Here is a 289-nt window from a genome sequence, read left to right on the forward strand (position 1 = left end):
GGGACTGCATTTTGTGCCCGAGGAGCGCCTCGGACGTGGTGCCGTCCCCAGCATGAGCCTGGCGCACAACCTGCAGTCCCAGCGCGCGGCGCTGGCGCGGCGACAGGCGCCCGGCCGCCGTGCCCGCCACCGTGATGGATGCCGGGGCGGCACGAACGTCCTCGCCCGAGAGGGCGTACAGCAGCTCTTTCTGCCCATTGCCCGAAACACCGGCTATGCCCACCACTTCGCCGCCGCGCACTTGCAAGTCGATGTCGGTCAAGTCCACCCCAAAGGGCTCGGCGCGCGG

General features: G+C 70.6%; 1 pseudogene. It reads right to left on the reverse strand.

Going from position 1 to position 289, the window contains the following annotated elements:
- Positions 1–262: pseudogene (locus RMT89_RS42275) on the reverse strand (heme ABC transporter ATP-binding protein); the annotation flags it as partial.
- Positions 263–289: the final 27 nt, after the last annotated feature.

Origin of the sequence: Streptomyces sp. P17 (assembly GCF_032436805.1) — a bacterium.
GTDB lineage: Bacteria > Actinomycetota > Actinomycetes > Streptomycetales > Streptomycetaceae > Streptomyces.